The sequence below is a fragment of the Azospirillum doebereinerae genome (assembly GCF_003989665.1).
In the GTDB taxonomy this organism is placed as follows: domain Bacteria; phylum Pseudomonadota; class Alphaproteobacteria; order Azospirillales; family Azospirillaceae; genus Azospirillum; species Azospirillum doebereinerae.
The window spans coordinates 130,006-152,489 of the sequence record NZ_RZIJ01000007.1; the positions used below are offsets into that span (position 1 = coordinate 130,006).

Sequence of the window (22,484 nt, forward strand, 5' to 3'; positions counted from 1 at the left end):
GATGACCGCGACCACCGATCCATCGCCCGCGAAGCCGGCCCCGCTGATTACCGCCGACACGCGCGCCTTCTGGGACGCCTGCGCGCAGGGGGTGCTGACCTTCCAGCGTTGCACCGCCTGCGGCCACGTCCAATTCCCGCCCCGGCCCTTTTGCGTCTCCTGCCGGGCCGACGGGCCGGTGACGGAGCGTTCCGCCGGTCTCGGCACCGTCCACAGCCACACCATCGTCCACCGGGCGCCGACCCCGGCCTTCAAGGCCGACGTGCCCTACATCCTCGCGCTGGTCGATTTCGACGAAGGCTTCCGCCTGATGGCAGCCTTGCGCGACTGCCCGCCGGCGGACGCCCGCATCGATCTGCGGGTCCGCGTCGTTTTCGAGCCGATGGCCGGCGGCGGCGCCTTGCCGCAGGTCCGTCCCCTTCTTGAGTGAACCCTGGACTGAACCCCCTTGGGAGGGCCATCCATGCACCTGTTCGACACCATTCCCGTGGGCGCCGCTTTCGGCGCCCAGGAGCTTCACCTGTCCGACGCGCTGCTGGCGCGCTGGACCAGCCTCTACCCCGACGACGCGCCGGAGGACGGGCGGATGCCCGCCGGCATGATCGCGGTGGCCTCGATGCGGGCCTATTCCGATCTGGTGACGCCGCGCCCGCCGGGGAACGTCCACGGCTCGCAACATTACGAGATGCTGCGCCGGCCAGCGCTGGGGGAGCGGCTGACCACGACCATCGCCTGCGCCGGCAAGGAGCTGAAGCGTGACCGCCGCTGGGTCCATTTCGACACCGAGACTCTGGGGGAGGACGGCACCCCCTGCTTCCGTGGCCGGATGACCGTGCTGTGGGCGGCCTGACCATGACCGACGCGACCCTGATGCAGCACGACAGCCTGGCCCCCGTCTCCAAGCGCATCGACCGCGCGGCGATCCGGCTCTACGCCGAGCTGACCGACGATTTCAACCCGATCCACCTCGACCCCGACTTCGCGGCGAAGACGCCGATGAAGGGCATCATCGCCCACGGCCTGCTGTCGGTGAACCTGCTGTGGCAGTCGGTGCGCGCCAGCCTGGGCGAGGCGGCGGTGTCCGACGCGACGCTCGATATCCGTTTCCTGCGCCCGGTGCGCGAGGACGACGTGGTGACGGCCGGCGGGCAGCGGCGCGAAGACGGCGACGGCTACGACGTGTGGATCGCCAACCAGCACGGCGAGACCGTGATCGCCGGCCGCCTGTCGCATCCGGCGCAGGGGAGGGCGGTATCATGACGGCGGCCATGACGTCGGTGGTGCTCGTCCGCGACGAGGGCGACCTCCGTCGGATCACGCTGAACCGGCCGGAGAAAATCAACGCGCTCGACACCGCCATGCTGCTGGCGCTGACCGAGGCGGTCGAGAGCGCTCCCCGCGCCGGGGCCGTGATGGTGGCGATCGACGGTGCCGGCCCGCGCGGCTTCTGCGCCGGCGGAGACGTGGCCGAGATGGGGCGCGGGGCCGAAGCCTTCGCCGCGCAGGAGGAGGCGCTGCGCGCCGCGATGCAGGCGCTGCACGGATCGGCGGTGCCGGTCGTCAGCGTGGTGCACGGGCGCACGCTGGGGGCGGGCTGCATCGTGGCGTGCCTCAGCGATCTGGTGCTGGGCGCCGACAGCGTGCAGTTCGGCTTTCCGGAGATGCGTTTCGGCCTCTACCCGGCCTTCGTCCACGCGGCGCTGACCGAGCGGCTGCCGGCGGCGCTCGCCTTCCAGATCTGCGCCGGCGGTCGGATGCTGAGCGCGGCCGAGGCCTACGGCTTTGGCTTCCTGACCGAGATTCTGCCGGCCGAGGGCTTCGCCGGGGCGGTGGAGGCGCGCGTCGCCCATTACCGCGAGCGGGTGGACGCGCTGGTCATCGGCCGCCGCATCCTGCGCATGGAGTACCGCCCGTCGATGGCGGAGAAGACCCGCCGGCTGGCCCCGCTGCTGGCCGAGAACCACGCCGCCCCCTCCGTGCGGCGGCTTCTGGCCGGGCTGTCCTTCGCCCGCTGACGATACCGCCCGCCGCTACGCGGGCTTCGAAACGACAACGAGTCCCGTCAACGGGACCGCGCCACCCCCAACAATGAATTCCTGGGAGGGAACGATGTCGAAGAACAGCGTGTTCGCCGCCTTGCTGCTGGGCAGTGTCTTCGCCGCCGGCGGCGCCATGGCCGCCGATCCGGAGGTCTACAAGATCGGCGGCATCTTCGCGATGACCGGCGCCTCGCCCCATTACGGCAAGGTGATGAGCGGCGGCGCGCAGCTCGCGGTGGACGAGATCAACGCCAAGGGCGGCATCGACGGCACCAAGCTGCAATTGGTCGTCGAGGACCACAAGAGCGGAAGCGCCCAGGCCGCCGTCGCCGGGATGAACCGGCTGATCGACGTGGAGGGGGTGAAGGCGGTGCTGCCGTCCTTCTCCACGGTGACGCTCGCCACCATGCCGATCGGCGACCAGAAGAAGATCCTGATGCTGAACGGCGGCGGGGTCAGCGCGCAGACGGTCGGCACCTCGCCCTACATGTTCAACATCCGCTCGATGGCGTCCGATCTGGCCGGCGGCATCGCCCACCGCGCGGCGGACCAGGGCGCCAAGAAGCTCGCCCAAATCGCCATCAAGTCGGAGTTCGGCGACGCGACCATCGCCGCCACGACCAAGGCGTGGGAAGGGATGGGCCTGAAGATGGTCGCCGCCGAGCAGTTCCAGGCCGACGCCGCCAACATCGACACCCAGGTCGCCAAGCTGCGCGCCTCGCAGCCCGACGCCATCGCCAACTGGCCGACGACCCCGCAGGCCGGTCTGGCGGTCAAGCGCCTGCGCGAGCTGGGCATGAAGCAGCCGGTCTACTGCATGGAATGGACCGCCGAGGACAGCAAGGTCGCCGGCAAGCATGCCGAGGGCGTCGAGGTCGTCACCGATTACTTTGCCGCCACCGACGAGAACCCGTGGTCCAAGCGATTCGCCGAGGCCTACAAGGCGAAGTTCGGCGACATGCCGGACTTCTACGCCGCCAACTACTACGAGGGCGTCTACGTGATCGCCGAGCTGATCCGGCGGTCGAAGGCCAAGGGCGGCGACTACTACACCGGCGAGCGTCTGGTGCAGGCGCTGTGGGAAAACCCGACCTTCGACAGCGTCTACGGCAAGACGCTGACCTTCCGGAAGAACGGCGTCGCGCAGAAGCCGGTGGCGGTCTTCCGCCTGGAGAACGGCGAGCCGAAGTTCGTGAAGTTCACGTCCGCCGAGTGATCGGCCGTCCGGCACGATCTCCCTCTCCCGCCCCGGGAGAGGGAAGGGGCCCGCGAAAGCGGGAAGGGTGAGGGGCTATGTGGACATGGATTGCGTACCACACCCGATAGCCCCTCACCCTCCCCACCGCTGCGCGGCAGGTCCCCTCCCTCTCCCGGGGCGGGAGAGGGAAAAACAGGAGCCCATCCCATGGATTTGCTCATTCAACTGACCCTGAACGGCCTGTTCAACGGCGCGCATTTCGCCCTGCTGGCGATGGGCTTCGCGTTGATCTTCGGCACCACCGGGGTCGTGCATTTCGCCTACGGGCCGGTCTACGCGGTCGGTGCCTACATCGTCTGGGCGCTGGTGGCGCTGGCCGGTCTGCCCTTCTGGGCGGCGGTGATCCTCGGCGTCGCCGCCACGGCGGCGTTCGGGGTGGCGAGCTACCTGTTCATCTACCGGCCGTTCGAGATCGGCGGCAGCCCGCCCTTCGTTGTGCTGGTCGCCTCGCTCGGCCTGTTCATCGTCCTCAAGAACCTGATCGGCATCGTCTTCGGCACCGACGTCAAGACGGTCGACAGCGTCGCCTACGACGTCCACTTCGTCGGCGACGCCTTCTTCACCACGGTGCAGGTGGGGCAGGTGCTGGCGGCGCTGCTGGTCGGCTGCGGCATCGCGCTGTTCCTGCGGGCCAGCCGCTACGGCAAGGCCATCCGCGCCATGGCCGACAACCGCGAGATGGCGACCGTCATCGGCATCGACACCAAGCGGCTGTCCATCCTGGTCTTCGCGCTGGGCTCGGCGGTGTCGGCGGTGGCCGGGTCGCTGGTGCTGCTGCGCGACGGCTTGAACCCCAACATGGGCTTCGGCGCCGTCTTCGTCGCCTTCGTCGCGGTGATCGTCGGCGGGGTCGGCTCGCTGCGCGGCGCCGTCATCGCCGGCTTCCTGCTCGCCTTCGTGCAGAGCCTGGGGATGTGGCAAATCCCGACCGAGTGGCAGAACACCATCGTCTTCGTCGTGCTGTTCGGGTTTCTGCTGGCCCGGCCGTCCGGCATCGTCCGGCGGGCGTGAGGAGGCCCGATCCCCATGGAATACCTTGCCCACGTCCTCGTCATGGTCTGCCTCTACGGCATCCTGGCGACCTCCTTCAACCTGCTGATCGGCTTCGGCGGCATCTTCGCCTTGGCGCACGCCACCTTCTACGCCAGCGGCGCCTACGCCGCCGGCATCCTGGCGACGAAGCTCGGCATCGGCTTCCCATTCACGATGCTGGCCGGTATGGTGGTCACCGCCGCCATCGGCCTGCTGGTCGCCTTCCCCGCCATGCGGGTGGGCAGCCATTATCTGGTCGTCATCACGCTGGCGCTCCAAGCCATCACCATCGACGTGCTGATGAACAGCAAGCCGCTGACCGGCGGGCCGGACGGCATCCCCGGCATCCCCCCGGTCTCGCTGTTCGGCACCCCCCTGAACAACCCGGTGGCCTTCCTGCCGCTGGCGGCGGTGATGGCGGCGCTGTGCTGCGCCGTCGCCTGGAGGCTCGGCGCCTCACCCTTCGGCCGCTCGCTGCGCGCCATGCGCGAGAACGAGGCGGCGGCCCAGGCGGTCGGCAAGAACCTCGTCCGCATGAAGCTGGTGGTCTTCGCGCTGTCGGCCGGGCTGGCGTCCGTCGCCGGATCGCTGGTCGCCCACTACATCGCCTTCGTCAACCCGGAATCCTTCACCATCGAGGAGACCATCCTCATCCTCGCCATGGTGATCCTCGGCGGCATGGGCAATCTGTGGGGCTCGCTGGCCGGCGCGGCGATCCTGGTGCTGCTGCCCGAGGGGCTGAAGTTCGTCCATGTGCCGGGCGACATCGCCGACATGGTGCGGCAGGTGATCTACGGCGTGGTCCTGATCGTCATCCTGCGGCTGCGCCCGGAGGGGCTGTTCCCCGAGACGGTGTTCCGCCCGCCGACCGGCGCGGTGCTGCCGACGGTCCCCGCCAACGGCCCGGTCTCGGCCGTGGTCCGCGCCGAGGGCGCGCCGGGCGAGGTGGTGGTCTCCGCCAAGGCGCTGGCCAAGAGCTTCGGCGGCATCAAGGCGGTCAAAGACCTGACCATCGACCTTCGGCGCGGCGAGATCGTCGGGCTGATCGGCCCCAACGGCGCCGGCAAGACGACGGCCTTCAATCTGCTGTCGGGCTTCCTGCGCCCGACCGGCGGCAGCATCCTCTACCATGGCCGTGACCTGACCAAACTGAAGCCGCACGAGGTGGTCACCGCCGGGCTGGCGCGCTCCTTCCAGGACCTGAAGCTGTTCACCAAGCTCAGCGTCGTCGAGAACATCCTGGTCTCGCTGCCGCGCCAGCCGGGTGACAACCTCCTCGACGTGTACCTCCGGCCCGGCCTCGTCCGCCGCGCCGAGCGCGAGAACGTCGCCCGCGCGCTGGAGATCGCCTCCTTCGTCGGGCTGCTCGCCAAGGCCGACGAGGTCGCCGCCAACCTGTCCTACGCCGAGGAGAAGCTGCTGGTCATCGCCCGGCTGCTGGCGACCGGGGCCGACGTGCTGCTGCTCGACGAGCCGCTGTCGGGCCTCGACACCGGCACGGTGGAGCGCATCTGCGGGGTACTGCGCGACCTCGCCCGCGCCAACAAGGCCATCTGCATCATCGAGCACAATCTGGAGGTCATCCGCGGCGTCTGCGACGAGATCGTCTTCATCGACGAGGGCCGCGTGCTGACCAAGGGACCGCCGGACACGCTGATGCGCGACCGCGAACTGGCCGAGAGGTATTTCGGATGAGCGCGATACACACGATGCCGATCGCCGAACCGCTGCTTGAGGTGCGCGGCCTGAGCGCCGGCTACGGCAAGCGGGCGGTGGTCCACGACGTGGACCTGACGGTGCGGGCCGGCGAGATCCGCGTGCTGCTGGGCCACAACGGGGCCGGCAAGACGACGCTGGTGCGCTCGGTCTTCGGGCTGATCCGGCCGTCCTCCGGCAGCGTCCGCTACCGGGGCGAGGAGATCACCAAGCGGCGTTGCGCCGACAACGTCAAGGCGGGGATCGCGCTGGTCCCGCAGGGGCACGGCATCTTCCGCTCGCTCACCGTGCGCGAGAACCTGGAACTCGGTGCCTACACCGCCGACGACCCGGCCGCCACGAAGACCAACCGCGACGCGGTGATGGACCTGTTCCCGATCCTGCGCGAGCGCGCCGGGCAGATCGCCGGCACCATGTCGGGCGGGCAGCAGCAGATGCTGGCCATGGGTATGGCGCTGATGCACCGGCCCGACGTGATGATCCTCGACGAGCCGTCCATCGGCCTCGCCCCCAACCTCGTCCAGCGCGTCATGGAGGCCATCGCCGAGGTGAACCGGGCGCTGCGCATGGCCGTGCTGATGGTCGAGCAGAACGTCGTCCACGCCCTGCCCATCGCGCAGAGCGTCACCGTGCTGCGCACCGGCCGCAAGATCTACGAGGGCGCGCCCGAACCGCTGGGCGACCGTCAATACCTGATGACCCTTTTCTAAGAAACTTCCCACACAAGGATCGACTTCATGGCCCGTCAGAAGATGCTGATCGTCGGCGCTCTCGGCACCGTCGGCCGCCCGATGCTGGAACATTTCGAGGCGTCGCCCGACTGGGACGTCTGCGGCGTGTCGCGCCGCACCCCCGATTTCGAGACCACGGCCGAATGGGCGGCCATCGACCTGCGCAACCCCGACGACTGCCGCAAGCTGCGCGAGATCAAGGGCGTCACCAACATCTGCTACACCGCCGTCTATGAAAAACCCGACGTGACGCGCGGCTGGTCGGAATGGGACCATGTCGAGACCAACCTTGCCATGCTCAGGAACGTGGTGGAGAACGTCGAGGCGGTGTCGCCCAACCTGCGCCACGTCACGCTGCTTCAGGGCACCAAGGCGTACGGCGGCCATCTCGGTCCCTTCCGCCAGCCGGCGCGCGAGAGCGACAAGCGCTACATGCGCCCGAACTTCTACTACGACCAGCAGGACTGGATCAGCGAACGCCAGCAGGGCAAGGAGTGGAGCTGGAGCGTGCTGCGCCCGCAGATCGTCTGCGGCCTCGCGGTCGGCAGCCCGCTGAACATCATCACCGCCATCGGCGTCTTCGCCGCCGTGTCGCGCGAATACGGCCTGCCGCTGCGCTTCCCCGGCGGGGCGTCGCGCATCGGCGAGGCGACCGACGCGCGGCTGATCGCCAAGGCCGCCGAATGGGCCGGCACCAGCCCGCAATGCGCCAACCAAGTCTTCAACATCGCCAACGGCGACGTCTACGTCTGGGAGAACGTGTTCCCCAAGGTGGCGGAGCTGTTCGGTATGGAGCTTGAGCCCGCGCAACCCTTCTCGCTGGCCCGCATCATGCCGCAGAACGAGCCGATCTGGGACCGCGTCGTCGCCAAGCACGAACTGAAACCCTACAAGTACGGCGAGGTGGTGCCGTCCTGGCAGTTCGCCGACTTCCTGTTCGGTTACGGCCAGCGTCCCAACCCGCACCACATGAGCACGATCAAGGCGCGCAAGCTGGGCTTCCACGAGTGCGTGGACTCCGAAGAAATGTTTGTCGATCTGCTGCGGGAGCTGCAGAAGCGGCGCATCCTGCCGGAATGAGGAGGGCGTTCGCATGACGACCAAGCGCAGCGTTCACGGCGTTCCGGTGCAGTGGGAAACCCTGCCGGCGCTGGTCGCGGCCCGCGCGGCGCAGCACGGGGACGCCCCCCGGCTGACCGTCGCCGGGAGGGCGATGAGCTACCGGGAACTGGACGCGGAGTCCTCCCTGGTGGCCGCCAACCTGCACCGGCTGGGGGTGGGCCGGGGCGACCGGATCGCCTGCTTCCTGCGCAACGCGCCCGAGCATCTCGTGACCTGGGTCGCCGCCGGCAAGCTGGGGGCGATCTGGGTGCCGCTGAACGCCGGGCTGGTCGGCGAGGATCTCGTCCACACCCTGACCAACGCCGCGCCCGCCGTGCTGGTGGTGGACGCGGAACTGGCGGAGCGCGTTGCGGATGTCGAGGACCGGCTGCCGCCGATGCGCGTGTATCAGGTGGAGGAGGGGGGACGCCGGCCCGCCTTCGCCGAATTGCTGGAACCGGGAACGGCGTTGCCGGCGGTGGAGGTGTCCGGCGGCGATCCGGCGGTGATCATCTACACCGGCGGCACCACCGGTCTGCCCAAGGGCGCCCTGCTGCCGCATTTCGCCTGGATCGCTGCGGGGATGCGCTACGTCGAGGCGTTCGAGACCAAGCCGGACGACGTGCATTACTCGATCCTGACGCTGTTCCACGTCGGCGGGCTGATGCTGGGTGTGGTCGGGCCGATGGTCGCCGACATCCCGACCGTCATCGACCGCCGTTTCAGTGGCAGCAATTTCTGGGCGCGCGCGCGGGAGACCGGGGCCACCATCGTCGATCTGATCGGCACCATGGTCACCGTGCTGACCGAGCAACCGGAGGGGCCGGGCGACCGCGACCACCGGGTGCGCGTCTCGCTCGGTGTGACTGGGCAGATCCCGCCCGCCGTGTCGGAACGCTTCGTCGAGCGGTTCGGCGCCGGTTTCGTCAACGTCTATTCGCTGACCGAGACCGGGGGCGTGCTGATCGTCAACAACCGGATGGATTCGCCCAAGCCGCGTGCCAACGGCCTGACCCATGGCTGGGCCGAGGTCGCCATTCTGGACGACGGCGACCAGCCGATGCCACCCGGCGTCAGCGGCCAGATCGCGCTGCGCCCGCGCTACCCGGACATCTTCATGTCGGGCTATTTCAACGCGCCGGAACGCACGCTGGAATGCCTGTCGAACCTGTGGCTGCACACGGGGGATCTCGGCCATCTCGACGAGGACGGCTTCCTGTTCTTCACCGGCCGGCAGGCCCATTGGCTGCGCCGCCGGGGCGAGAACATCTCGGCCTACGAGGTGGAAAGCGTGCTCAGCCATTGCCCCGGCGTGCGCGAGGTGGTGGTGGTCGGCGCGCCGTCGGAAAAGGGCGAGGAGGAGGTGAAGGCCTTCGTCATCCGCGACCCCGGCTGCGAGGTGGTGCCCGCCGCCATCGCCGCTTGGTGCGAGGGCCGTATGGCGGCCTTCAAGATCCCGCGCTTCATCGCCTTCGTGGAGGAATTCCCGCGCTCCGTGACCAAGCGCGAGGTGGAGCGCCACAAGCTGCGCGCCCTGCCGAACGACGGCGTGTGGGATCGCGAGGCGCCGGTGTCCGGAGGCCCCCACCCTCGGGAAGACCGACCCCGATGACGGCGACGAGGCGGCCGTTCTCGGCGTCCACGGTCAGCCGCGCCGCGCCGCCTCGATCGCGGCGACGTCGATCTTCGTCATGCCCATCATCGCCTCGAATGCGCGTTTCGCTTCATCGCCGCCGGCCGCCAGCGCCTCGGTCAACACGCGCGGCGTGATCTGCCAGGAGACGCCCCACGCGTCCTTGCACCAGCCGCACGCGCTTTCCTGGCCGCCGTTGCCGACGATGGCGGTCCAGTAGCGGTCGGTCTCGTCCTGGTCGTCGGTGGCGATCTGGAACGAGAAGGCTTCGCTGTGCTTGAACGCGGGGCCGCCGTTGAGGCCGAGACACGCGACCCCGGCAACGGTGAACTCGACCGTCAGCACGTCGCCCGCCTTGCCGGACGGGTAGTCGGCCGGTGCACGGTGCACGGCCCGCACCGCGCTGTCGGGAAAGGTCGCGGCGTAGAAGCGGGCCGCCGCCTCGGCGTCCCTGTCGTACCAAAGGCAGACCGTGTTCTTTGCCATGACGTCTCCTTTCGCTTTGCAGCCAAATCCCGGCTTTGAGTCCCCCATCCGCTGTCTTCTCAGTTGGGTGGCCCACGCGCGCTTCGCCACCCCGGAAGGGGCCAATTCGGTCGAAGTCCGGTGCGGCGCCATGAATCCCATTGCCCGCACACACCTTGTTCATGGAATAAGGTCGGCCGGGAGGTCCCCCATCGACACCGATCATCCGCCGGTTTCAAGGCCCTCCAACCACTCGGCGATCATGGCCCGTGCCGCCGAGCGAAGGGGCGGACCATGGCGGCGCGCGTCGTCACGCAGGGAATTCGGGTCGATTCCGGCGGCCGAGAGTTCGGCCGCATGGCCCACGAGCCAACGCTCGAACCTGTGGTCCGCGTCCACTTCCGGGTGGAACTGGAGCGCCAGGACATGGCGGCCGCGCGAAAAGGCCTGCTGCGCGATCCGGGCGCTCGATGCCAGATGTTCGGCGCCTTCGGGCAAGGTGTAGGTGTCGCCGTGCCAATGCAGGACGGGCAGGCCGGCGAGACGACGCAAAGGGCCGCCCTCGCCGGACGCCGTCAGCGTCAAGGGCGAGAAACCGATCTCCTTGATGCCGGATGGAAACACCGTCGCCCCCAGCGCGGCGGCGATGAGCTGGGCGCCGAGGCAGACGCCCAAGGTCGGTCGACCGGCCTCCAGCCGCGACCGGATGAACGCGCGTTCGGCCAGGATGAACGGGTAGGCGGCGTCTTCGTACACGCCGATGGGGCCGCCCAGGACGATCAGCAGATCGGCATCGCGCGGATCGCCCGCGCAGAAGTCCGGTTCGCCGGCGTCGCAATACCGGATGTCGTATCCGGCTTCCCGCAACGGTGCCGCGAAGGAGCCGAGGTCTTCGAAATGGACGTGCCGCAGCACGAGGGCCGTCTTGTTCATGATTCCTCTCGTATGGGGTTTTCCGGCGATGTGGGGGGCTTGCACAGGCCATCGGCGCAGCCTTGGCCGTCCGCCGCCGGACGGGCTGTCGCGCGGTCCGGCAGCGGGGCGGAGAGCGCCATGGCGATCCGCGCGCCGATTGCGATGTCGTCCTCCACGCCGAACGTCTGATGGAGGATGGAACCGTCGCGGCCGATCAACACCGACGACGGCGTGCCGCGCCAACCGAACCGCCGCATCGTCACCGGAACGTCGGACGCCCCGTCCGCGCGATCGACGCCTACCGGGTGCGTGACTCGGTACTCGTGAAGAAAGGCCTTGAGCGTCACGGGCGTCATCGCCGCATGGTGTTCGAACACGGTGTGGATGCCGATGACCTGAAGATCGGTGTGACCGAAGACACGCTCGATGCGCTGGATCTGCGGGATGGACTGGCCGACGCAGCCGGGGCACAGAAGCTGGAAGCTGTGAAGGAGGACCGGACGCCCCCGGAGCGCGGCGAGAGTCAGCGGGGCCGCCGTGTTGAACCATTCGCTCACCGCCAGTTCCGGCGGGAGTGGCGCGGTTGTCGTGGACATGTGTTCTCTCCCTGGACAGGTCGGGCGGACCAGGGGGCCCGGTCCGCCCTTCCGGTGCTACGCCGTGGCGCGTGTCAGCTTCACGGCCGGAAAGTCGAGAGGGACGTCCAAGGCGACGTTGACGTAATTGGTGAAGAGGTTGAGCGCGACGTGGGCGATCAACTCGACGATCTCTTCGTCGTCGAAGCCGGCCTTGCGCAGGGACTCGACATCGGACGCCGGCACGCCGGCGCGCTTGTCGACGACCGCAAGCGCAAAGGCGAGCGCGGCGGCCGTGCGCGGATCGGCCGAGCGGCCGGCCTGCGCGTCGGCCATCTCCTGCGCGGTAGCGCCGGCCTTGCGGCCGAGGCCGGTGTGGGCGGCGAGGCAATAGCGGCAGTCGTTGCGGTCGGCGATGGCCACTGCGACCTGTTCGCCGAGCTTGGCGCCGAGGCGGTCATTGCCGAGCGCGCCGAACGCGCCCCACAGGCTGGCCAGGGCCGAGGGCGAATTCGCCACCGCCTTGAACATGTTCGGCACCATGCCGAAGGCCGCCTTGATCTGGGCGAGCTGTTCCGCCGTCTGCCCCGTTGCGTCGGCCGGGTCGATCAGGGTAATTCTGGTCATGTCCTTACTCTCTGTTTGCCTGGAGGGGGGATATGCGGGTTCGCCGATGGCTGTCGGCGGACCCGCGCCGAATCGTCGCTTGGGCGACGTTACTTGGGGGCCATGACCTTGCCGGGAAGGCTGAGGTCGCCCGAGGCGATCTTGAAGACGTCGCTGACGCACAGCAGCGGCGCGTGGAGGTTGCCATTGACCCTGAGGCCGGCCGTGACCCCGTCGTAGGACGCGCCCACGATGCCGCCGATGAGCGACAACGGAATCCTGACCTGCACGGCGTCGCCCTTGAGGCTCGTCGGATAGTCCGGGCTGTCGATCAGCAGGGGAACGCCCGGCCAGGTTTCCGGAACCTTCGGCTTCTTGCCTTCGGGAATGTCGATGACCTTGAGGCCGCCGCCGCACGCCGCGTCCTTGGTCAGCACCACCCAGTGCGGGTGCCAGACGTCCCGGTTCCTGGCGCCCTTCGCCGCGTCGTCGAAATCGGGGTGGAAGGTGACGGCCAGCGCGACGATGCCCTGCTTCGTCTCGAAGCCGATCGCGCCGCTGTCGAGCGAGGTCGGCCAGACATAGGCGTAAACCCCGGAGCCTTCGAAATTGCCGGTGGCGCCGGGCTTTTCCGACCCCGCCTCGCCGCGGACGCGGGTCGTGAAGACGGCGGAGTCGCCCTCGGTCACGATGGTCGTCTCGATGATGTCGAAGGGGGCCGGCACGTTCTGCGCCGGTCCCGGTGTGATCGAATGGGCGGCGGCGGCCGTCAGCCAAAGCGATGCCGTTCCGGCGAGAAGCGCGCCGGCTGCGAATCTTCCAATCATTCGGGTTGGTGTCCTTTCTTCTCAGGAGCCTGGAGGGGGTGAGGCCGATCCCTGTCGGAACGCGTCCCAGGTGGCTGCCCGTGACGCGGGATCGGCGGTTTCATGCTCGCGGCAATCGATACGGAGGTCCCGTTGCCCGAAGGCCGCGTTCACGAAATGGCAGTGATGCGGATGGGCCGCATCGGCGTGCACGAACGGCGCGAAATACCGGCAGGTCGTGCACATGCGTTGGATGGGAATGACGTCGAGCGACTGGAGGTGCCGGATCATCTTCACCAGGGTGACCAGCAGGTCCTGCTGCTCGTCGATGGGCAAAGCCTCGACGGCCTGCTCGGCGCTGCTTCGCGCCGCGCCGTCGGCCTGAAGCGCGGACCGGCCCTCCGCCGCGATGTCCACGTTGACGGCCCGGCGGTCGCCCTCCGTGCCGCGCTTGAGGACGAACCCCTTGCGCTCCAGGGCGGCGATCGAATCCGTGGCCGTGGGTTGCGCGACACCGAGCTGGGCCGCGATGTCCTTCACGCCCATCCCACCCGCCCGTCCCTCGAGCAAGTCGAGGATCGACAGCTGGGTCGGGTTCAGGCCGGTCGCCTTCGAGCGGCGCCAGTCGTCGATCCGCATGGCCATCGCGACACGGGACAGGCCTTCGCGGATGCGGTGACTGAGCTCGGTGGGGTTCTTCGGCGTTTCCATGAGCGATTTATATATAGGAGTCCTATTGAAAGCAAGCCCTGAAAATTGGCCGCGGCATTTTGGGACGTCCTCGGTGAACCTTGGACCGATCATGGTACTGGACGGCGCGCTGGCCCCCAGGGCCGCTGGACGGCTGGCCGCGCTGGCTTACACCGACGTCGCGGTGCTGGGTGGCGGCGGACTTCCCTGTCGGCAGCGACGCCCATGTGCCGAGCAGCCCGTCGCCGATCAGCTTGAGCGCCAACACCGTCACCACGATCAACAGGCCGGGTAGGGTGGTCAGTTCCCAGGCGGTGCGCAGCAATTCACGCCCGGCCCCGATCACGCGGCCCCAACTGACGGTGTTCGAATCACCCAGTTCCATGAAGGACAAGGCTGTCTCCATCAGGGTCGCCGAGGCGACCATCACCGAGAAGGTAATGAGGATCGGCAGCATGGCTTGGCCAGGATGATACGGGCGTGGTCATAGTCCATGCCGCGCGCGGTGACGATGAAGTCCTTGCTGCTCAGGGCTCGGGTCTCGGCACGAAGCAGCCGGACGATGGTCGGCCAAGTGACGATGCCGATGGCGTCGGCGATGGCCTCCGGCCGGATCATGCCTTTCAAAGCACACCCCGCCATTGTCGGGATGCTTCCTGTCATGCAATCGATCTCCCGGTTGGGCGAGCCGGGCACGGAAAAATAACTTTCCAGGTTTGGGTTTTAATTATTAACTAAACAATAGAATAGGCCTTGCGTTTTCATAAGAAAAACTCCATCTTCCGCAGGTCGATAGACGGCCATACGACTTGAAACAGCGCAGTGAAGCGCGGACAAGTCGACGAATATGATCACCTGAAAATGCGAATTCGACGGCCCGACGGTAACGCGGGCAAGCCAAATCCATGTTTGAAAAAGGAGGTTTCCATGACGACGGGAACCGTGAAATGGTTCAACGCCCAAAAGGGCTTTGGTTTCATCGCGCCGGACAACGGGGGCAGTGATGCCTTCGTCCACATCAGCGCGGTCGAGCGGGCGGGCTTGAGCGATCTGCGCGAGGGCCAGAAGCTGGGTTTCGAGCTGGTCTCCGACCAGCGCAGCGGGAAGATGTCCGCCGACAATCTGAAGTCTCTCGACTGACCATGCTTCCGGCGGTTCCGGGCTTCGTCCCGAACCGCTGGCACGCTGTTCGGCACACGTTCGGCCAACTGGGCCTCGCACCGAAGAACGGTTGCGAGGCCTTTTGTTTTCCCACCCCAGCGCATCCGTTGACCGGATGCCGAAGGACACCAAAGCCATGGCCAAGGAACAGAAACGCGGCAACCGTGAAATCCGCAAGCCGAAATCGGCCAAGCCGGTCGCCGCCGTGTCGGTGGCGGCTTTCCTGAACAAGAAGGAGACCGCCAGCGAGAAGCCTGCCCGTAAGAAGGGATGATGTCGCCCGCGCGGCCATCGTGCAGGCGGCCCCGGCACCACCCCTCCGCGTCCAAGCGCGCCGATCCGGTTTATGGTCAAACATCTCCGATGAGTGCGCGTAATGAACACTTTGGAGGAATACACTGATTTTCTTATACGGTAGGAGTGGTGATAGTGGAATACGCATCCGTGGCGCTGATTGATGGAAACAATTTGTTTCGCCAAGGCCTGAAGGCATTGTTTGCCGATCAGAGTTTTCAGATCGTCATTGAGTCATCTTCGGTGAAGGATGCGCTCTTGGCTGTTCCAAACAACAATCCATTGCAGCTTATCCTGATCGATCCGAGTGGCATGGGGGCCCCCGCCGAAGCGATCCGGGCCTTCAAGGACAGATGCCCGGAGGCGCGTCTGGTTCTGCTCACCGAGACGCTGGACGGCGAGGCGCTGACCAACGCCATCGATGCCGGCGCGGATGGCTTCCTGATGAAGGACATATCGCGGGACGTGTTGCTCCAATCCCTGCGGCTGGTCATGATGGGCGAGAAGGTGTTCCCAAGCCATTTGGCGGCTCTGATAATCAGCGGCCGCCTGTATGGCAAGGAGGACCAGATGCCGGCCTTCCGGAAGGGAGTGTCGAAACGGGAGGGACAGATTCTGCGCTGCCTTCTCGTTGGCGACAGCAACAAGCTGATCGCCCGGCATCTCAGCATCACCGAGGCGACGGTCAAGGTGCACCTCAAGAGCCTGCTGCGCAAGATCGACGCGACGAACCGCACCCAGGCGGCCATCTGGGGACTCAACAACGGCTTTGCCGAAGTGGACGGCGGCGCCCTTGTCGATCGGGTCGCGTGAGCGGCACCCGACCTCGTCTTCGGTTTCACACTGTCCACAGCGAGCCGGGCGAAGGCGCTCATCGGCGCCAACCCGGCCATGGCCTTTTCCACCGCCATCCTGGCGCTGCCCGACGCGGCGCCGAAGCGTCGGGCGCCGTGGATCACACCGTCCCGGCGACCTGCCGGTAGAGCGCCGGCAACGCCTTGGTCAGGTGGGATATCTGCGGGAAGATCGCGTAGGCGCCTCGTCCGAACAGGTAGGGGATGTAGTCGCGCGCCTGCGCGTCCACGGTGATGGCGAACACCGCCAAGCCATCCTTGCGGGCCTCTCGGACCGCTTGGCGCGTGTCCTCGATGCCGTAGCGGCCTTCGTAATGGTCGACGTCGTTCGGTTTGCCGTCCGACAACAGGATCAGCAGCCGGTGTCGGTTCGGCCGTTGCGTGAGCCGGGCGGCGGCGTGCCGGATGGCGGCGCCCATGCGGGTGTAGTAGCCGGGCTTCAAGGCGCCGATGCGCCGGGTCACGGTGGCGCCCAGGGGCTCGTCGAAGCCCTTCAACGTCTGCACCCGCACCCAGTCCCGCCGCTTGGAGGTGAAGGCGTAGAGCGCGTGGTCGTCGCCGCAGGCGGTCAGGCCGTGGGTCAGCGCCAGCAGCGCCTCCTTCTCCACGTCCAGCACGCGGCGGCCGTCGACCCAGCCGTCGGTGGACAGCGAGCCGTCGACCAGAACGGCGACCGCCAGATCGCGCGCGGCGCTGCGCGTCTGCTGGTGGACGCGGTCGCTGCCGGCGCCTCCGGCGCGCAGGTCGGCGCGGCTGCGCACCAGCGCCGCGAGGTCCAGGTCGTCGCCGTCGCTCTGGCCGGTGAACAGCATGCGGCGCGGGCGAAGCGCCTCGAACTGGCGGCGCACCTGCCGGATGCGGCGCAGCGCCGCCGCGTCGGGTTCCCACGCCTCCCCCCCGCCTTCGCCGTCCGCCGGGGCGGTTTCGGTGATCACCCGGCAATGGTGGGGATGGTGGGCGTGGCGGCGATGGTCCCATTCCGGGTAGGTCAGCACGGCGTTCAGCGGCGTGGCGTCGATGGCCGGGGGGGCCAAGTCGAGGTCGAGCTTCAGCGTGGTCGCCGCCCGGCGCTTGTGCGCGCCGACGGCGATCTCGTCCATGTCGTCGGCGGCCTTGCGGGCGTTGTCCGCGTCGTCGTCGTCCACGGCGCGCGGGATGTTCAGCATTTCGGCGAGGCCGAGGATCTTCTCGAAACGATTCAGGATCAGCGGGTCGTCGCGCTGCGTCTGGTCGGTGGCCCGCCGGGTCGCCTTGCGGCGGCGCCCGTCGCCGTCCTGGGCGGCGGCACCCTCGGCGGGTCCGTCGTCGAGGGCGGGGGAGGGCGTGTCCGCCGCCGGCGTCGCCACTCCCCACAGGGGCACCGGCAGCATCCGACCATAACCATGAGGGGCGACGAAGCCGTCCAGGGCGGAGCCGAAGTCCAGCATGCGCGCCGCGTCGCCTTCGGCCGGGCCCCCACCGAGCAGCACCAGCGCCGTCCGCTCCACCATGGCCTCGGCGGGCGGCAGGCGGCGGGCCGGGCGCAGGACAGCCATGGCGCCGGCCAACTCCGCGTGGAGGATCCGCAATCCTGGCCAGCAGGCCAGGGTCCGCGCGGTGGTGCGGGCGGCGACGCGCAGCGCCTGGACGTCGGCCTGCAAAGGATCGGACGGAGGCGAAGCCGGTTCGATGTGGGCGAAGTAAGCGGCGAGCCACTCGTAGAGATGTTCGTTCAACCGGGCTTCGGGAAACAGCGCGATGGCCGCCGGAAGCTGGAGCGTGTCGCCGTCCAGCGTGGCCCGTTCCACACGTTCGGCGCCGAGCCCGATGCGGTCGAGCAGCGGCAGCCGGTGCCCCGAAACCTTGGCGGCGGCGGCGTTCAGCCGCACGCCCCGGTCGCCGCCCAGCGCGCGGAAGAAGACCGACAGGCGCGGCCGCATCGCCTCCAGCGTCACCGCCGCGTCCGGATGGTTGGGATAGCTCGACCGCCCGCCGATCAGGCGGTGCCACAGGCGGCCGACGGTCTCTTCCGGCTCGAACAGCTCCAGCATGGCGGGGTCAGCCCAGCGTGACGTCGGCGACGCGCAGCAGCCCGGCGCGGATGTCGGGATCGTCGGTCAGCGGCTCGATCAAAGCGGCGCGGATCGCGCGCTCCGGCTTCATGCCCGAGCGGATCAGGGTGGCGCAGTAGATCAGCAGGCGGGTCGAGACGCCCTCCTCCAGATCCTGCCCCTTGAGCGCGCGCAGCGCGTTGGCGAGGCGGACCAGCGGGACGACGCGGGATTCGGGCAGGCCGCTTTCCGTGGCGACGATGGGGATTTCGAGCTCGGGCTTGGGGAAGTCGAATTCGACGGCGAGGAAGCGCTGGCGGGTGCTGGGCTTCAGCGTCTTCAGGATGTTCTGGTAGCCGGGGTTGTAGGACACCACCAGCATGAAGTCCGGCGGTGCCTCCAGCGTCTCGCCGGTGCGCTCCAGCGGCAGGATGCGGCGGTCGTCGGTCAGCGGGTGCAGCACGACGGTGACGTCCTTGCGCGCTTCCACCACCTCGTCGAGGTAGCAGATGGCGCCCTCGCGCACGGCGCGGGTCAGCGGCCCGTCGGTCCACACGGTGTCGCCTCCCTTGAGCAGGTACCGCCCGGTCAGGTCGGCGGCGGTCAGGTCGTCGTGGCAGGACACAGTGTGCAGCGGGCGCCCCAGCTTGGCCGCCATATGCGTCACGAAGCGCGTCTTGCCGCAGCCGGTCGGCCCCTTCAGCAGCAGCGGCAGCCGGTGCTGGAAGGCGTGCTCGAACAGCGCCACCTCGTCGGCGACCGGCTGGTAGAAGGGAAGAGCGGCGTCGAGCGGCATTGGGGAAACTCCAGGAAAAAAAAGAGGACCCCCGCCCGCGATGCGGACGGGGGCCGAGGGGACCTCTTATTCGGCGGGTTGGTAGTTGGTCGGGATGGACGCGGGACGCTCCTCCCGCGCCGGGCCGAAGATGGAGTAGAGGAACAGCACGACGCCGACGCCCACGATGACGCCCGCCCCCAGGCGCATCCAGTAGAACAGGGCGATCTGCTCCTGCACCTCCATGTAGTCCATGCCCAGCACGCGCTGGAGATGGGTCTGCACGACGCCGGCCACGGTCAGCACGAAGGTCATGAAGGCCATGCCGCCGCACATCAGCCAGAAGCTCCACATGTTGAGGAGCTGGTTGTAGGGCTGGCGGCCGCGCAGATACGGCATCGCGTAGGTGATGATGGCGAAGTTGATCATGGCGTAGGCGCCGAAGAAGGCGAGGTGCCCGTGCGCCGCCGTCACCTGGGTGCCGTGGGTGTAGTAGTTGATCGGGGCCAGCGTGTGCAGGAAGCCCCAGACCCCGGCGCCGAAGAAGGCGAAGACCGAGCAGCCGAGCGACCACAGCATCGCCGCCTTGTTCGGGTGCCGCCGCCCGCTTTTCCACACCATCATGAAGGCGAACACGACCATGGTGAAGAAGGGCGCCACCTCAAGGGCCGAGAAGATCGAGCCGATCCACTGCCAGTAGCCCGGCGTGCCGATCCAGTAGTAATGGTGGCCGGTGCCCAGGATGCCGCTGAACAGCGCCAGCCCGACGATGGCGTAGAGCCACTTCTCGACGATCTCGCGGTCGACGCCGGTCATCTTGATCATCAGGAAGGCGAGGATCGAGGCCAGCACCAGCTCCCACACGCCCTCGACCCACAGATGGACGACGTACCACCAGTACATCTTGTCCAGCGCCAGGTTGGACGGGTTGTAGAAGGAGAACAGGAAGAAGATCGCGATGCCCCACATGCCCACCAGCAGGATGTTGGTGATGACCGTGCGGCGTCCTTTGATGAGGGTCAGCGTGATGTTGTAGAGGAACATCAGCGCGACGACGACGATGGCGGCCTTGATCCAGGTCGGTTGCTCCAGGAACTCCCGCCCCTCGTAGATGCGGAAGAGATAGCCGACGACGGCGGCCAGCGCCCCGAAGACGAACAGGCCGAGTTGGACCAGCGCCAGCGTCGGACTGTGCAGCTCGGTCTCCGCCTCCTCCGGGATCAGGTAGTAGGCGGCGCCGAAGAAGCCGATCAGCAGCCAGACGATCAGCGCGTTGGTGTGGATCATCCGGATGATGTTGAAGGGCACCAACTCCGACAGCAGGTTGGGCATCACGTAGACGGCGCCGGCCAGCAGCCCGACCAGGATCTGCACCGCGAACAGGCCCATCGCCGCCGCGAAGTACCAGAGGGCGACTTTTTGCGATTCGTATTTCATGGTGGCAAGTCTCCTCAGCCCGACAGCTTGGGCGGCCAGTTCTGGGTGTTGATCCGGCTGGTCCATTCCAGGAAGGCCGCCAGATCCTCGACCTCTTGTTCGGTCAGGTTGAACTGCGGCATCTGGCGGCGACCCTGGATGCCGGACGGCTGTGCCGCCATCCAGCCCTTGAGCGCGGTCACGGCGCCGTCATGGTCCTTGTCGCCGCCGTAGCGCTTCCAGACGTTGCCGAGTTCCGGCGCGAAATAGGCGCCCTCGCCCAGGATGGTGTGGCAATTGATGCAGGCGTTCTTCTCCCACACATGCTTGCCACGGGCGACGGCGTCGTTGAGCCCCGCCTTGTCGGTGCTGGTGTTGACGATGTAGAGGTGGCTGAGCGCGGTCAACGCGACGAAGGTCGCGAAGAAGAACAGCGATCCGCCGTAAAAGATGTTGCGCGCGGCCGCCTTTGTGAAGCGTTCGGTCATCGCTCGGGCTTCCCTGGAAATCGGTGGGCGGAAATCAGCGAGTGTCGGTGCGGAGGGAACGCGACGCGCGGCGCCGGAAAACCGGTCGCCGTCGTGTCGTCCGCCACGGGTCGAAGCAATAATTGAGTGTTTTGGGCGGTCATTCCTTGACCACGGTCAAGCCAGCGCCGCCGCCGCCATCCTACCCTGGCGGCCGGCTATCGGGATGGGACGGGATGGACGGGCCTGCGCTGGACGGCCGGGAGGACGGGTTTTCCGGCCTGCCTGGCAACTTGATGATGTGGATCCTGATCCTGGGCGAACTGGCGGTCTTCGGCGTGGCCTTCCTCGGCTTTTCCGTCGCGCGGGCGCTCGACCCCGTCGCCTTCGGGTCGGGGCAGGCGCATCTGAACGGCCCGCTGGGCGCGGTCAACACGATGGTGCTTATCACCAGCGGCTTCATCGCCGCGCGCGGCGTCGCCGCCGGGCGGCGGGGGCGGATCGCGGGCGCGCGGGCGGCGATGCTGGGCGCGGCGGCGGTCGGTTCGGTCTTCCTGGCGGTCAAGGCGGTGGAGTACGCGGCGACGCTGGGGGCCGGGCTGTCGATCGACAGCGGTGGGTTCTTCACGCTCTATTTCCTGCTGACCGGCTTCCACGCGCTGCACGTCGTCATGGGAATCGTGGTGCTGGCCATCGTCGCGCGCTGGCCCAGCGTGGAGAACCTGGAGACGGGCGCCGCCTTCTGGCACATGGTCGACCTGATCTGGGTGATCCTCTACCCGCTGGTTTATCTCATTCGATGAAAAGGGCGCATTCGATGAAGGGAACGCGACGATGAGGCTTGACCGGCTTGCCGTGTCCTGGCTGATCCTGCTCGGTCTGTCGGCGGTCACGCTGCTGCTCGCCCGTCACGGCGGGGATGGTTCCGGAGCGGGGGTGGGAGTTGCCGGGGCCGCCGCCCTGCTGGCCCTGGCGGTGGCGAAGGGGCGGGAAATCCTGTTGCATTACCTGGAACTCGACCGCGCCGGGATGGCGTGGCGGGTCCTGCTGTCGGGCTATCTGGTCGCGCTGTGCGGCGCGATCCTGTTGATCTACGCCGCCGGCTCGCTCGGCTGGATCGGTCCGGCCGGAGGCGCGCGATGAACGAGGTGAAGTTCGGCCTGCTGCTGACCGCCGGCGCCGTGATCGGCCTCGCCGTGGCGTTGCATCGCCAGCGCGCGCTCGGGCGTGCCGGGCTGCTGACCGTGATCGCCGCGACGCTGGCCGTGTCGGCGTCGCTGTTCCTGACGCAGTGAACGGGGCATGGCCTCGACCGCAGGATTTGGGCGCACGATGGCCGGGCTTCGCGCCGCCATCACCGCTCCAACTGGCGGACGCGGTCGGCGGATGGCGGGGCAGGGCGCGAAACGACGTAGGCGCCCCCGACCGCCATGACCAAGCCGGCACCGCCGAGCACCGCCACGCCCGGCGACGACAGGGCCAGGACGCCGAAGCCGAAGGCCATCCCGGCGACGGCCATGACCTTGGCCTTGAGTGGGATCGCGCCACGGTCCTGCCAATCCCGGATGACCGGTCCGAACCGGGCGTCGTTGCGCATGCGCTCGCGCAGTTCGGGATTCCCTCGGGCGTAGGCCCAGGCAGCGACCAGAAGGAACGGAACGGTGGGCAGCAGGGGCAGAAACGCACCGACCGTGGCCAAGCCGACCGCTCCATGGCCGACCAGCAACCAGATCAACCGTCGCCTGCGTCCCACGCCGCTTCTCCTGTCCGCCCCTTGGTTCCCCGCCCACCGTAGACGCCGGTCGGATGTCTTGCACGCGTTTCCACGGCGGTCCCGGCGTGTGGGGGCAATTCAGCGGATGGGTCGAGTGAGATCGCCTGCCGCTGGTGTCAGATCACGCGGAAGCGGTGGGTGCCGTC

At 68.0% G+C, this 22,484-nt stretch carries 29 protein-coding genes; 16 read left to right on the plus strand and 13 right to left on the minus strand.

Annotated elements, in window-relative coordinates:
- The first annotated feature begins 1 nt into the window (after position 1).
- The 10 genes from EJ913_RS11150 (at position 2) to EJ913_RS11195 (ending at position 9,489) form a co-directional block, all read left to right on the plus strand.
- Entirely contained in the window at positions 2 to 430 is a 429-nt protein-coding gene (locus EJ913_RS11150) for a Zn-ribbon domain-containing OB-fold protein (protein WP_126997751.1), read from the plus strand.
- Positions 431 to 463: 33 nt separating this feature from the next.
- Positions 464 to 850, plus strand: coding sequence for a hotdog family protein (locus EJ913_RS11155; protein WP_126997753.1), 387 nt, complete (start codon positions 464 to 466; stop codon positions 848 to 850).
- A 2-nt stretch (positions 851 to 852) separates the two neighbouring features.
- Positions 853 to 1,260: a MaoC family dehydratase gene (locus EJ913_RS11160; protein WP_238519270.1), complete on the plus strand. Its 408-nt coding sequence runs from the start codon at positions 853 to 855 to the stop codon at positions 1,258 to 1,260.
- Positions 1,257 to 2,015: an enoyl-CoA hydratase/isomerase family protein gene (locus EJ913_RS11165; protein WP_244939318.1), complete on the plus strand. Its 759-nt coding sequence runs from the start codon at positions 1,257 to 1,259 to the stop codon at positions 2,013 to 2,015. The genes EJ913_RS11160 and EJ913_RS11165 overlap by 4 nt, the downstream gene beginning before the upstream one ends.
- A 94-nt stretch (positions 2,016 to 2,109) precedes the next feature.
- Positions 2,110 to 3,255 carry an ABC transporter substrate-binding protein gene (locus EJ913_RS11170; RefSeq protein ID WP_126997755.1) on the plus strand — a complete coding sequence of 382 codons (1,146 nt, stop codon included), beginning with the start codon at positions 2,110 to 2,112 and terminating at the stop codon, positions 3,253 to 3,255.
- Positions 3,256 to 3,444: 189 nt separating this feature from the next.
- Complete coding sequence (locus EJ913_RS11175; protein WP_126997757.1) at positions 3,445 to 4,308, plus strand: branched-chain amino acid ABC transporter permease; 864 nt, start codon at positions 3,445 to 3,447, stop codon at positions 4,306 to 4,308.
- Between the two features lie 15 nt (positions 4,309 to 4,323).
- Entirely contained in the window at positions 4,324 to 6,024 is a 1,701-nt protein-coding gene (locus EJ913_RS11180) for a branched-chain amino acid ABC transporter ATP-binding protein/permease (protein WP_126997759.1), read from the plus strand.
- Positions 6,021 to 6,755, plus strand: coding sequence for an ABC transporter ATP-binding protein (locus EJ913_RS11185; RefSeq protein ID WP_126997761.1), 735 nt, complete (start codon positions 6,021 to 6,023; stop codon positions 6,753 to 6,755). The genes EJ913_RS11180 and EJ913_RS11185 overlap by 4 nt, the downstream gene beginning before the upstream one ends.
- A 27-nt stretch (positions 6,756 to 6,782) precedes the next feature.
- On the plus strand, positions 6,783 to 7,856 hold the full coding sequence (locus tag EJ913_RS11190) for an SDR family oxidoreductase (protein ID WP_126997763.1): 1,074 nt from the start codon (positions 6,783 to 6,785) through the stop codon (positions 7,854 to 7,856).
- Between the two features lie 13 nt (positions 7,857 to 7,869).
- Positions 7,870 to 9,489 carry an AMP-binding protein gene (locus EJ913_RS11195; protein ID WP_126997765.1) on the plus strand — a complete coding sequence of 540 codons (1,620 nt, stop codon included), beginning with the start codon at positions 7,870 to 7,872 and terminating at the stop codon, positions 9,487 to 9,489.
- A gap of 33 nt (positions 9,490 to 9,522) precedes the next feature.
- Here the strand turns inward: EJ913_RS11195 and EJ913_RS11200 are convergent, their stop codons facing one another.
- The 8 genes from EJ913_RS11200 to EJ913_RS11235 all read right to left on the minus strand — a co-directional run bounded on the left by EJ913_RS11200 (position 9,523) and on the right by EJ913_RS11235 (position 14,185).
- Positions 9,523 to 9,996 carry a VOC family protein gene (locus EJ913_RS11200; protein ID WP_126997767.1) on the minus strand — a complete coding sequence of 158 codons (474 nt, stop codon included), beginning with the start codon at positions 9,994 to 9,996 and terminating at the stop codon, positions 9,523 to 9,525.
- A gap of 201 nt (positions 9,997 to 10,197) precedes the next feature.
- Positions 10,198 to 10,908, minus strand: coding sequence for a glutamine amidotransferase (locus EJ913_RS11205; protein ID WP_126997769.1), 711 nt, complete (start codon positions 10,906 to 10,908; stop codon positions 10,198 to 10,200).
- Positions 10,905 to 11,486 carry a redoxin family protein gene (locus EJ913_RS11210; RefSeq protein ID WP_185909749.1) on the minus strand — a complete coding sequence of 194 codons (582 nt, stop codon included), beginning with the start codon at positions 11,484 to 11,486 and terminating at the stop codon, positions 10,905 to 10,907. The genes EJ913_RS11205 and EJ913_RS11210 overlap by 4 nt, the downstream gene beginning before the upstream one ends.
- 57 nt (positions 11,487 to 11,543) lie before the next feature.
- Positions 11,544 to 12,092, minus strand: coding sequence for a carboxymuconolactone decarboxylase family protein (locus EJ913_RS11215; protein WP_126997771.1), 549 nt, complete (start codon positions 12,090 to 12,092; stop codon positions 11,544 to 11,546).
- 89 nt (positions 12,093 to 12,181) lie between these two features.
- On the minus strand, positions 12,182 to 12,898 hold the full coding sequence (locus EJ913_RS11220) for a hypothetical protein (RefSeq protein ID WP_126997773.1): 717 nt from the start codon (positions 12,896 to 12,898) through the stop codon (positions 12,182 to 12,184).
- Positions 12,899 to 12,919: 21 nt separating this feature from the next.
- On the minus strand, positions 12,920 to 13,588 hold the full coding sequence (locus tag EJ913_RS11225) for a MarR family winged helix-turn-helix transcriptional regulator (RefSeq protein ID WP_126997775.1): 669 nt from the start codon (positions 13,586 to 13,588) through the stop codon (positions 12,920 to 12,922).
- A gap of 22 nt (positions 13,589 to 13,610) precedes the next feature.
- Positions 13,611 to 14,024, minus strand: a complete 414-nt coding sequence (locus EJ913_RS11230) for a hypothetical protein (protein WP_126997777.1) — start codon at positions 14,022 to 14,024, stop codon at positions 13,611 to 13,613.
- A complete protein-coding gene (locus EJ913_RS11235) occupies positions 13,994 to 14,185 on the minus strand; it encodes a hypothetical protein (RefSeq protein ID WP_211098929.1) in 192 nt (63 codons plus the stop codon). Before EJ913_RS11235 ends, EJ913_RS11230 begins: the two co-directional genes overlap by 31 nt.
- A gap of 309 nt (positions 14,186 to 14,494) precedes the next feature.
- Here EJ913_RS11235 and EJ913_RS11240 point away from each other — a divergent pair, with 309 nt between their 5' ends.
- The 3 genes from EJ913_RS11240 to EJ913_RS11245 all read left to right on the plus strand — a co-directional run bounded on the left by EJ913_RS11240 (position 14,495) and on the right by EJ913_RS11245 (position 15,835).
- Positions 14,495 to 14,707 (plus strand): cold-shock protein, encoded by a 213-nt coding sequence (locus EJ913_RS11240; protein ID WP_126997781.1) that lies wholly within the window; start codon positions 14,495 to 14,497, stop codon positions 14,705 to 14,707.
- A gap of 157 nt (positions 14,708 to 14,864) precedes the next feature.
- Positions 14,865 to 15,002 carry a hypothetical protein gene (locus EJ913_RS31610; protein ID WP_185909750.1) on the plus strand — a complete coding sequence of 46 codons (138 nt, stop codon included), beginning with the start codon at positions 14,865 to 14,867 and terminating at the stop codon, positions 15,000 to 15,002.
- Between the two features lie 170 nt (positions 15,003 to 15,172).
- A complete protein-coding gene (locus tag EJ913_RS11245; protein ID WP_238519284.1) occupies positions 15,173 to 15,835 on the plus strand; it encodes a LuxR C-terminal-related transcriptional regulator in 663 nt (220 codons plus the stop codon).
- Positions 15,836 to 15,977: 142 nt separating this feature from the next.
- Here the strand turns inward: EJ913_RS11245 and EJ913_RS11250 are convergent, their stop codons facing one another.
- From EJ913_RS11250 to EJ913_RS11265, 4 genes are all read right to left on the minus strand, one after another.
- The gene (locus EJ913_RS11250) at positions 15,978 to 17,906 is read right to left on the minus strand and encodes a nitric oxide reductase activation protein NorD (protein ID WP_126997785.1); all 1,929 of its coding nucleotides are present in this window, start codon (positions 17,904 to 17,906) and stop codon (positions 15,978 to 15,980) included.
- Between the two features lie 7 nt (positions 17,907 to 17,913).
- A complete protein-coding gene (locus tag EJ913_RS11255; RefSeq protein WP_126997787.1) occupies positions 17,914 to 18,702 on the minus strand; it encodes a CbbQ/NirQ/NorQ/GpvN family protein in 789 nt (262 codons plus the stop codon).
- A 66-nt stretch (positions 18,703 to 18,768) separates the two neighbouring features.
- The gene (locus tag EJ913_RS11260; RefSeq protein WP_126997789.1) at positions 18,769 to 20,118 is read right to left on the minus strand and encodes a cbb3-type cytochrome c oxidase subunit I; all 1,350 of its coding nucleotides are present in this window, start codon (positions 20,116 to 20,118) and stop codon (positions 18,769 to 18,771) included.
- A 14-nt stretch (positions 20,119 to 20,132) separates the two neighbouring features.
- On the minus strand, positions 20,133 to 20,585 hold the full coding sequence (locus tag EJ913_RS11265) for a c-type cytochrome (RefSeq protein ID WP_126997791.1): 453 nt from the start codon (positions 20,583 to 20,585) through the stop codon (positions 20,133 to 20,135).
- Between the two features lie 215 nt (positions 20,586 to 20,800).
- Between EJ913_RS11265 and EJ913_RS11270 the strand changes: the two genes are divergently transcribed.
- From EJ913_RS11270 to EJ913_RS31615, 3 genes are read left to right on the plus strand one after another with little or no spacing between them, the layout of a single operon-like run.
- Positions 20,801 to 21,367: a cytochrome c oxidase subunit 3 gene (locus EJ913_RS11270; RefSeq protein WP_126997793.1), complete on the plus strand. Its 567-nt coding sequence runs from the start codon at positions 20,801 to 20,803 to the stop codon at positions 21,365 to 21,367.
- 31 nt (positions 21,368 to 21,398) lie between these two features.
- Complete coding sequence (locus tag EJ913_RS11275) at positions 21,399 to 21,707, plus strand: cytochrome C oxidase subunit IV family protein (protein ID WP_126997795.1); 309 nt, start codon at positions 21,399 to 21,401, stop codon at positions 21,705 to 21,707.
- Entirely contained in the window at positions 21,704 to 21,859 is a 156-nt protein-coding gene (locus EJ913_RS31615) for a hypothetical protein (RefSeq protein WP_185909751.1), read from the plus strand. The genes EJ913_RS11275 and EJ913_RS31615 overlap by 4 nt, the downstream gene beginning before the upstream one ends.
- A 59-nt stretch (positions 21,860 to 21,918) precedes the next feature.
- On the opposite strand, the gene EJ913_RS11280 is transcribed toward EJ913_RS31615, so the two are convergent.
- On the minus strand, positions 21,919 to 22,317 hold the full coding sequence (locus EJ913_RS11280; protein ID WP_126997797.1) for a YbaN family protein: 399 nt from the start codon (positions 22,315 to 22,317) through the stop codon (positions 21,919 to 21,921).
- Between the last annotated feature and the right edge of the window lie 167 nt (positions 22,318 to 22,484).

Coding starts and splice junctions, on each gene's coding strand:
- EJ913_RS11150 (WP_126997751.1), top strand. CDS start 2: ATGACCGCGACCACCGATCCATCGCCCGCGAAGCCGGCCCCGCTGATT.
- EJ913_RS11155 (WP_126997753.1), top strand. CDS start 464: ATGCACCTGTTCGACACCATTCCCGTGGGCGCCGCTTTCGGCGCCCAG.
- EJ913_RS11160 (WP_238519270.1), top strand. CDS start 853: ATGACCGACGCGACCCTGATGCAGCACGACAGCCTGGCCCCCGTCTCC.
- EJ913_RS11165 (WP_244939318.1), top strand. CDS start 1,257: ATGACGGCGGCCATGACGTCGGTGGTGCTCGTCCGCGACGAGGGCGAC.
- EJ913_RS11170 (WP_126997755.1), top strand. CDS start 2,110: ATGTCGAAGAACAGCGTGTTCGCCGCCTTGCTGCTGGGCAGTGTCTTC.
- EJ913_RS11175 (WP_126997757.1), top strand. CDS start 3,445: ATGGATTTGCTCATTCAACTGACCCTGAACGGCCTGTTCAACGGCGCG.
- EJ913_RS11180 (WP_126997759.1), top strand. CDS start 4,324: ATGGAATACCTTGCCCACGTCCTCGTCATGGTCTGCCTCTACGGCATC.
- EJ913_RS11185 (WP_126997761.1), top strand. CDS start 6,021: ATGAGCGCGATACACACGATGCCGATCGCCGAACCGCTGCTTGAGGTG.
- EJ913_RS11190 (WP_126997763.1), top strand. CDS start 6,783: ATGGCCCGTCAGAAGATGCTGATCGTCGGCGCTCTCGGCACCGTCGGC.
- EJ913_RS11195 (WP_126997765.1), top strand. CDS start 7,870: ATGACGACCAAGCGCAGCGTTCACGGCGTTCCGGTGCAGTGGGAAACC.
- EJ913_RS11200 (WP_126997767.1), bottom strand. CDS start 9,996: ATGGCAAAGAACACGGTCTGCCTTTGGTACGACAGGGACGCCGAGGCG.
- EJ913_RS11205 (WP_126997769.1), bottom strand. CDS start 10,908: ATGAACAAGACGGCCCTCGTGCTGCGGCACGTCCATTTCGAAGACCTC.
- EJ913_RS11210 (WP_185909749.1), bottom strand. CDS start 11,486: ATGTCCACGACAACCGCGCCACTCCCGCCGGAACTGGCGGTGAGCGAA.
- EJ913_RS11215 (WP_126997771.1), bottom strand. CDS start 12,092: ATGACCAGAATTACCCTGATCGACCCGGCCGACGCAACGGGGCAGACG.
- EJ913_RS11220 (WP_126997773.1), bottom strand. CDS start 12,898: ATGATTGGAAGATTCGCAGCCGGCGCGCTTCTCGCCGGAACGGCATCG.
- EJ913_RS11225 (WP_126997775.1), bottom strand. CDS start 13,588: ATGGAAACGCCGAAGAACCCCACCGAGCTCAGTCACCGCATCCGCGAA.
- EJ913_RS11230 (WP_126997777.1), bottom strand. CDS start 14,024: ATGCTGCCGATCCTCATTACCTTCTCGGTGATGGTCGCCTCGGCGACC.
- EJ913_RS11235 (WP_211098929.1), bottom strand. CDS start 14,185: ATGATCCGGCCGGAGGCCATCGCCGACGCCATCGGCATCGTCACTTGG.
- EJ913_RS11240 (WP_126997781.1), top strand. CDS start 14,495: ATGACGACGGGAACCGTGAAATGGTTCAACGCCCAAAAGGGCTTTGGT.
- EJ913_RS31610 (WP_185909750.1), top strand. CDS start 14,865: ATGGCCAAGGAACAGAAACGCGGCAACCGTGAAATCCGCAAGCCGAAA.
- EJ913_RS11250 (WP_126997785.1), bottom strand. CDS start 17,906: ATGCTGGAGCTGTTCGAGCCGGAAGAGACCGTCGGCCGCCTGTGGCAC.
- EJ913_RS11255 (WP_126997787.1), bottom strand. CDS start 18,702: ATGCCGCTCGACGCCGCTCTTCCCTTCTACCAGCCGGTCGCCGACGAG.
- EJ913_RS11260 (WP_126997789.1), bottom strand. CDS start 20,118: ATGAAATACGAATCGCAAAAAGTCGCCCTCTGGTACTTCGCGGCGGCG.
- EJ913_RS11265 (WP_126997791.1), bottom strand. CDS start 20,585: ATGACCGAACGCTTCACAAAGGCGGCCGCGCGCAACATCTTTTACGGC.
- EJ913_RS11270 (WP_126997793.1), top strand. CDS start 20,801: ATGGACGGGCCTGCGCTGGACGGCCGGGAGGACGGGTTTTCCGGCCTG.
- EJ913_RS11275 (WP_126997795.1), top strand. CDS start 21,399: ATGAGGCTTGACCGGCTTGCCGTGTCCTGGCTGATCCTGCTCGGTCTG.
- EJ913_RS31615 (WP_185909751.1), top strand. CDS start 21,704: ATGAACGAGGTGAAGTTCGGCCTGCTGCTGACCGCCGGCGCCGTGATC.